Below are 6,592 nucleotides of genomic sequence, written 5' to 3'. Positions count from 1 at the left end.
TGGAAAATGGGCGTGTAAGTGTAGCGAAAAACCATCTGCAATTCATCATATGAAAGGACAAAACATGATTAACGGGTTAGATATCGAACGTTTCCGAACTACCATGGCAGCGGTTGAAAACGACCATGCAAAAGGCAAGGCAGTATTACGCGCCGATTCGCGCTGGGTATCCGGCACGAAGAATGAAATCTCCGTGCGCCGCTTCCCTGCCTTTACCACAGACGAACCGAAAAACATGGGCGGTGAAAACGCCGCCCCAAATCCGGTGGAATACCTGATCAGCGCTGCGGCAGGCTGCTGCTCCATAGGTTTCGAGTTGCAAGCAGCATTGGCAGGCGTGAAACTGGAACAGTTTGAAATATCCGCAAGGGGCGGTATCGACATGGCCAAACTGTTCGGCATGGAAGATGGCTACGGCGGACTGGATAATCTGGTGCTAACCATAAAAGTAAAAGCCGACGCAGACCTTCCTACCCTGCAAAATTTCGCTGACCGCTCCGCCGCCAGCTCGCCAGTGTTGAACAGCCTGAAAGCGCGGGCAAAAGTGGTTGTGGAAAAAATCTAGACGACTCAAAACGTTTTCTTGTTTTCATTTCGTTTTGGGAAAGTGATGTTGGATTTCACTTTGCTCAATCAATAAGGAGAAACACCATGAAACTTTCCATTCTCAATCTTGCCCCCGTTCGTGAAGGGCAAACTTATTTACAAGCGGTCGATTCGATGGTGAATCTTGCAAAACACGCGGAGTGCATTGGCATTGAGCGCTATTGGATTGCTGAGCATCATAATATGAAAAATTTGGTGAGTTCAGCGACCGCACTTTTAATTCAGCATACGCTAGCCAATACGAAGACCTTGCGCGTTGGCTCGGGCGGCGTGATGTTACCGAATCATTCGCCTTATGTGGTGGCCGAGCAATATGGCACACTGGAGACGCTTTATCCAAACCGTGTTGAACTCGGTTTAGGGCGTGCGCCAGGAACTGATATGCAAACGGCTGCAGCACTTCGTCGTGGACGAAACAGTCTGGATTTCCCTGCGGAAATTGCGGAACTTCGCGGTTACTTTAAAGATTGCAACCCGGTTTCTGCATATCCTTCTGCCGGCTTGAATATACCATTTTATATTTTAGGATCTAGCACCGAAAGTGCGTATCTTGCGGCAGAACTTGGCTTGCCTTATGCATTTGCTTCACACTTTGCGCCACGTATGATGGAAATGGCAGTGGAGATTTACCGCAAAAACTTCAAACCTTCTACCTATCTTGCTGAACCTTATGTCATCTTAGGTGTGAACGCGATTGTTGCAGAAACCGATAACGAAGCGAGACAACTCGCGACGACACAAACACTATTTTTCTTAAATATAGTGACTAATGCGCAACAAAATTTACAACCACCGATGGCGTCAGAAGAAGACGTTTGGAAAGCCCAAATGCATGCCCAAAAGAAACCACACTTTGGCCCAGTCGATTTTGAGGAAATCCCGATTTACAATCAAGAGCGTGCCGTAGTGGAACAAATGACTGCTTGTTCGCTTATCGGTAGTCCTGAAAGTGTGGAATTTCAACTCAAGCAACTGCGTGAACGGGTACATTTTGATGAAATTATGGCGGTGAGTTATATTTTTGATGAACAAAAACAAGCCCAATCTTATACGATGTTAAAATCGATTGTGGATAAGCAATCGTGATAAAAACATGGCGAGATCATCTCGCCATGTTTTATGCCTAAACCATTTTCGACAATAACATCTCCTTCAACTTGTTATACACCCACACCACTCGCTTGGTCATCCACACTTTTGAGCTTATCAATTCCCACCCGCCAATCAATCACAATGTCGGAGTAGGGCTCAAGTGCGGTCAATAATTCAAACAGAATTTCATCGTTATAAGCATTGGCGGCAGGGTGTACCACACCTTGCATTGCTTTTTCTTTTACATTGTTTTTAGCAAATAGCCGTTCGCTTTCCGCCAAATATTGCGTCGCTTTCGGCAAAAATTGTTCGCCAAATTCAGTGAGCTTGATGTTTCGCGTGTTACGTTTGAACAAACTTTCACCTAATAAGGCTTCGAGATCGGCGATCATTCTTGTGACGACTTGAGGCGAAACGGCGAGCCGCTGGGCGGTTTCACGAAAATTAAAGGTTTCGGCAGCGGAGCAAAAATAGCGAAGGGCTTCTAGTTTATTCACTATTATTCCTTTTTTCAGAATAGTTTATTCTTATTTTATTAATTTTTAAGTCAGAATACTAGGGTTATACTGCATCAAAGTGTTGAATGAAGACATTACCGGCCAAGTAAACAAAGATCGTAATGTGCTAACTGGCGACAGCCCGCTGGCATCAAATAATCTTGGAATTTTAGCGGCAGATGCGTTGTTGAAAAAAGTAGCTAGCTTGGGTTAATTCATTCAATCTAGTCCAAACAAAAAAACAGTCCGCAACTTTAAAGTGAAGTTGCGGACTGTTTTTTTTTGTTTTACATCGGTGGTCCGAAAAATAGCCATGGCGAACTATTTATAATGGCTGGTTCTACGATAGCGGTATCAACCAAGAAGGTTGGCGCGGTTGGAAACTGACAGATTCACAAACCGCCGAGCCAAACGCACGCAATATCGTGCTTTCCAAAGGGTCGATGACGTATTACTTTATAACGCCGAAGGCGCAGAAGAGTTCTCCCGTTTCTTTGCGATTCCAGGTTTGAACCACTGTGATGGCAGCGTCGATTTGCGCTTATATAAGTAATTGTACTACTGAAGAAACAGGAGTTAGCAGACTAAAATCGTAGAGTTATGAATTTAACATAATATAAATTAATTTCCTTTTCCCTATTCTTCTACAAATTCCGCTGTTTTGTTCCTATATGTCAAATGAGAATTAATGGTACTCAAGAGAGTGTGCTCATAGTACTCCAATTTTTAGTATAAAATCAATAGGTTTTAAGAGAGATTTGGCTGTAACTCTACCACTTAATTATTGAGTAGTAGTAGGGTTGAGGGTAGAAAACTTATTACGATACTAAGTACCTTCAACTCATAGCATATAGCTAATTTATAAAGGCCATCTGAATATCAGACGGCCTCCTGTCTATTAGAATTTAGACATTGTAAATTTCTTCGTTCTTAACATTTTCTTAAGGCTTCCGCTTCAGTCGTACCCGGAGGGTTTATACCAAAAAAAGCTGAACCATCCTTGTAACTTGAGACAACTAATACGATCGATCTAAAAAAAAACTTGCTCAAACTGAAATCAAAATAAAGCCATCGTTAACACCGAGATTTGGAAAGCTACGTGAAGGCTTTTCAAATAGTACGAAGCATTTTACTTTCAGGACAAGCTTTGAGTTGGAATAGATCATTTGTTCTTATAGATGAGATTTTCAGGTTTTTTGTCGGGAGAAATAAGAAGTTTATCAAGGTATTCGGGGTCATGCCAGTCATCCCAAGGTGCTAGACTAAAATAAGCTTTAATAAAACCATCAATAATAGCTGAACCTTCGGTATTAATACCAATAATATTTCCTTGTTCAATTAAGTCAATATTAGGAAAATATTGCTTCAGTATATTTTTATTTACTATACCTTTTTGAATAATTGGCCAGAATCCTTTATCTAACGATTCTTCAGTAATAAACATAGCAGCAATAATATCGTTTTTATCTATTTTTATATCTTCATATAAAGGAAGGTTTTTTGAGGAAATTTTCATTTTGGTAATTAAGCAGGCTACACCTATCCAATCATATTTTCCAAGAATCTGTCCAACAGCTAAAAAATCATCTTCTATGGGAATGCCAAAATAATCGCCTACCTGCCATTTCTGTTTTTTTCTTGCCATTTTTTAAAGTTCCTTTCTGTAATTCAATAAGGCATGGGAATTTTTCCACCTGCTGCACGGTAGCGAGGTTCAGACATCTGATGACGTTTATTGGCCAAAGGTCCTCCTCGACTCTTGATACCGCCTTGTAATCTAATGTGATCTTCTTCCAATCGGTCTAGACATTGACCAGATTTAGTTTGCCCAAGTAAGGTAAACCTGTGAGTTGCTCTGAATGCTCTATTATGTTCTCTTTGCCTGGCAAAATATCTTATTGAGGATTTGGCTCGGCCTACATATTTTTCGCCAGTTTTAGGATGTGTCCTCAGATAAACAATTCCACAAGTACCTGGCGGACAATAGCAGGGGTCAGTTTTCTCTGATTCTGGTTTGCTACATACTCCTTATGGCCTCTAGAGGCAATTACTGCTGTTGCCGCCTAAAAGGCGGCTCGGATGCCTTGTTCAACATTGTAATAAATTATATTTCATTTGTAGAAAATATATTATCTTCTATATAGCAGTTTTGAAAAGAGCAATTAGATATTAAATTATCTTGTATATGCATTGATCTGAATACACAATTAATAAATGTGCAATTAGTAAATTTTGTATTACAAACTATTGCCGTAATAAAAGAACAATTAATAAAATTACAATTAGTAAAGGAACTATAGCTTATGAAAGCGCCACGAAATGAACAGAAAAAAAATTTAAGACTTCCAATTTCCCTATGGGATATTTCGTATCTGTGAAAATCAATATTATCCATATGGATTAACTGTCTAGAAATTAAGACATCTAATTCTTTTGTTTCGATTTTAATTAGAGACTTTGTAATATTTTTAAGTAATTCTTGAATGTCATTTGATATCATTTTTATTACCACCAATCTATAGGGTCTAGTTGTATATCTCTCAAAGGTATTCTTGGTTTAGATAATGGAGCAGTTCCTGGTGTACTGGCAGGTATTTGATTACACAATAATCCGGCTACCATTCTATGGTTACCATCTACAATAGTATTTCCATCCATTTTAACTGGAGGGGCAATACTACCTTTTTCAATCAATGCTGTGTATCTCGCAGCAGCAGGGATGGAAACACTTTTTTGTAATGTTAGATAAGATGTTTTCGCTGTAACCATTGTTGTCTGCTATTGCATCTAAACATTTCTTACGTTTTTTTTCTTCTTGGCATTTTCCTGTACATGTATCGCTCTCCGATGATGCAACGACACCTGTTGCGGCAGCTCCAAGCCCCCATATGCAATCCATTTAGGCAATGCCGCATCAGTGGGGTCTGGAGTCATTGTATCAATTACAATCATAGACAATGCCCATTTGGATATGCTAACAGCATTTAATCCCCAAGGATCCATCATATTTTGTATATTTGTCGAAAATTGATAAAAGTTACTTCCACCTCCCAACCCAATCGGATCCTGATTTACAAACCGACCCACATCAGGCTCATAATACCTGAAGAAGTTGTAATACAACCCCGTTTCACGGTCGCAATACTAGTTCTGTAATCGGAATGGTTGGTATGCGCTATCCGTTACCTTGGTTTCCTCTTTCAGAAGGCACCAGCCGGTGTAGTTGTCGAACCACAAGAGGTTACCGTCCTTATCGGTCATCTCTCTTGGGATGCCGATTTGGTCGCAGTGGAAGTAGTAGATTTGTTGGCGGCTTTCGCCCTCGGCATTGGTGTGGTTGTGTACCTGTGCCAAGGGTTCGTAGCTGTCGGGATCGGTGTAGATATAGGTATATCTGCCGTTCGGGTGGATTTCTTGCAAGAGGTGGCTGCCGTCCCAAACGAAGCGGGTTTGGTTTTCGAGGTCGTTCCCGCTTAAATCATGCTGGAATGATGTTTCTGAAACTTCTTCGTTTTTCAAACAGCCTTTGCCTATCCTTCTGCCCAAGGCGTCGTAGCTGTACACCCAAGTTTCTTTCGTACCGTCTTTTTTAAAGATTTCGGCTTTAACCAGTTGGTCGTGCAGATCGTAGAAGTAGTTCTGCACTTCGCCGTCGGCCAGTTCGCGGTGGATCAGGTTGCCGAGGTCGTCGTAGTAATAGCTGCTGCCGTTGTAGGTTTGTAGGCGGTTGTCGGGGACGGTAGGGCTGTTGTTGTCGGACAGGATATTGTGTGCGGGGTCGAAGGCGAATACTTCGCTATCCGCTTTGGTAATCTGGCCCAGTTTGTCGTATTCAAACCGGGTCGTGCCCGTCCGTTGGTCGGTGCTGTGGGTCAGGTTGCCGGTGCGGTCGTAGCCGTAGCTGCGTTTGACGGCATAAGCCGATGTTACTGCATTTTTCGCTGTTTCGATCTGCGTCAGCTCGTTGAGTGCGGCAATTTGTTTTTTCAGACGGCCTAAGGGGTCGAGTTCGTAACAGCTGGCGAGTTTACCCTGGGTGCGGTAGATTTCGCGGTACAGCTTATCGCGTTCAATGTCGGAGATGACTTCGTCGTCGAGGCTGATTTGGTGTAGGTGGCCGCTGCCGTAATACAGGTAGTTGATCTGTCTGCCGTCGGGCAGGATGGTGGCGGTACGGTTGCCGTTGAAGTCGTAGTGGTAGCGGATGCTTTCGGTAACGGGCAGGTACAGCATATCGTACTGCGCATCGCGCCAGTCGGTTTCGGGCAATCCGTTTCGGGCGTTCTCTTCCTTAGCCGGTACTTTCCATTGGTGCTGGCCGATGATTTGGCCGTTGCCGTTGTAGTCGAAGCAGGTAATGCTGTGACTGTTGGCGGCGCGGACGAGGTTGCCGTCCA

9 protein-coding genes and 1 pseudogene are annotated in these 6,592 nt (G+C 42.7%); 4 read left to right on the top strand and 6 right to left on the bottom strand.

All coding sequences use genetic code 11. From position 1 onward, the window contains the following. Positions 1–64 precede the first annotated feature (64 nt). Together ACTHUE_RS09220 and ACTHUE_RS09215 are read left to right on the top strand one after the other, a co-directional pair. Entirely contained in the window at positions 65–565 is a 501-nt protein-coding gene (locus ACTHUE_RS09220; RefSeq protein ID WP_440361156.1) for an OsmC family protein, read from the top strand. An 86-nt stretch (positions 566–651) separates the two neighbouring features. After that, on the top strand, positions 652–1,692 hold the full coding sequence (locus tag ACTHUE_RS09215) for an LLM class flavin-dependent oxidoreductase (RefSeq protein ID WP_440361155.1): 1,041 nt from the start codon (positions 652–654) through the stop codon (positions 1,690–1,692). 74 nt (positions 1,693–1,766) lie between these two features. On the opposite strand, the gene ACTHUE_RS09210 is transcribed toward ACTHUE_RS09215, so the two are convergent. Continuing rightward, positions 1,767–2,195 (bottom strand): LysR family transcriptional regulator, encoded by a 429-nt coding sequence (locus ACTHUE_RS09210; RefSeq protein WP_004520533.1) that lies wholly within the window; start codon positions 2,193–2,195, stop codon positions 1,767–1,769. Between the two features lie 79 nt (positions 2,196–2,274). Between ACTHUE_RS09210 and ACTHUE_RS09205 the strand changes: the two genes are divergently transcribed. Beyond that, positions 2,275–2,409, top strand: coding sequence for a hypothetical protein (locus ACTHUE_RS09205; protein ID WP_004520532.1), 135 nt, complete (start codon positions 2,275–2,277; stop codon positions 2,407–2,409). A 162-nt stretch (positions 2,410–2,571) separates the two neighbouring features. Further along, positions 2,572–2,748, top strand: coding sequence for a tannase/feruloyl esterase family alpha/beta hydrolase (locus tag ACTHUE_RS09200; protein ID WP_157749784.1), 177 nt, complete (start codon positions 2,572–2,574; stop codon positions 2,746–2,748). Between the two features lie 609 nt (positions 2,749–3,357). Here ACTHUE_RS09200 and ACTHUE_RS09195 read toward each other — a convergent pair. The 5 genes and pseudogenes from ACTHUE_RS09195 to ACTHUE_RS09175 form a co-directional block, all read right to left on the bottom strand. After that, positions 3,358–3,840: a hypothetical protein gene (locus tag ACTHUE_RS09195; protein WP_004520529.1), complete on the bottom strand. Its 483-nt coding sequence runs from the start codon at positions 3,838–3,840 to the stop codon at positions 3,358–3,360. Positions 3,841–4,299: 459 nt separating this feature from the next. Further along, the gene (locus ACTHUE_RS09190; protein WP_224783370.1) at positions 4,300–4,590 is read right to left on the bottom strand and encodes a pentapeptide repeat-containing protein; all 291 of its coding nucleotides are present in this window, start codon (positions 4,588–4,590) and stop codon (positions 4,300–4,302) included. A 110-nt stretch (positions 4,591–4,700) separates the two neighbouring features. Then, positions 4,701–4,964 carry a hypothetical protein gene (locus ACTHUE_RS09185; RefSeq protein ID WP_141744544.1) on the bottom strand — a complete coding sequence of 88 codons (264 nt, stop codon included), beginning with the start codon at positions 4,962–4,964 and terminating at the stop codon, positions 4,701–4,703. A gap of 18 nt (positions 4,965–4,982) precedes the next feature. Further along, positions 4,983–5,327, bottom strand: a pseudogene (locus tag ACTHUE_RS09180) (RHS repeat-associated core domain-containing protein); the annotation flags it as partial. A gap of 12 nt (positions 5,328–5,339) precedes the next feature. Next, positions 5,340–6,592 (bottom strand): RHS domain-containing protein (locus ACTHUE_RS09175; RefSeq protein WP_440361154.1); only part of this gene is annotated, 1,253 nt, incomplete at its 5' end.

This window comes from Neisseria sp. P0021.S005 (assembly GCF_051956955.1).
The sequence above is the reverse complement of the archived record's forward strand: the minus strand, read 5'-3'. Positions and strand labels throughout refer to the sequence as shown.

What these genes read in the sequence shown, in the direction of transcription:
- ACTHUE_RS09195 (WP_004520529.1), bottom strand. Translation starts at nt 3,840, where the DNA reads ATGGCAAGAAAAAAACAGAAATGGCAGGTAGGCGATTATTTTGGCATT.
- ACTHUE_RS09190 (WP_224783370.1), bottom strand. Translation starts at nt 4,590, where the DNA reads ATGGATAATATTGATTTTCACAGATACGAAATATCCCATAGGGAAATT.
- ACTHUE_RS09185 (WP_141744544.1), bottom strand. Translation starts at nt 4,964, where the DNA reads ATGGTTACAGCGAAAACATCTTATCTAACATTACAAAAAAGTGTTTCC.
- ACTHUE_RS09215 (WP_440361155.1), top strand. Translation starts at nt 652, where the DNA reads ATGAAACTTTCCATTCTCAATCTTGCCCCCGTTCGTGAAGGGCAAACT.
- ACTHUE_RS09220 (WP_440361156.1), top strand. Translation starts at nt 65, where the DNA reads ATGATTAACGGGTTAGATATCGAACGTTTCCGAACTACCATGGCAGCG.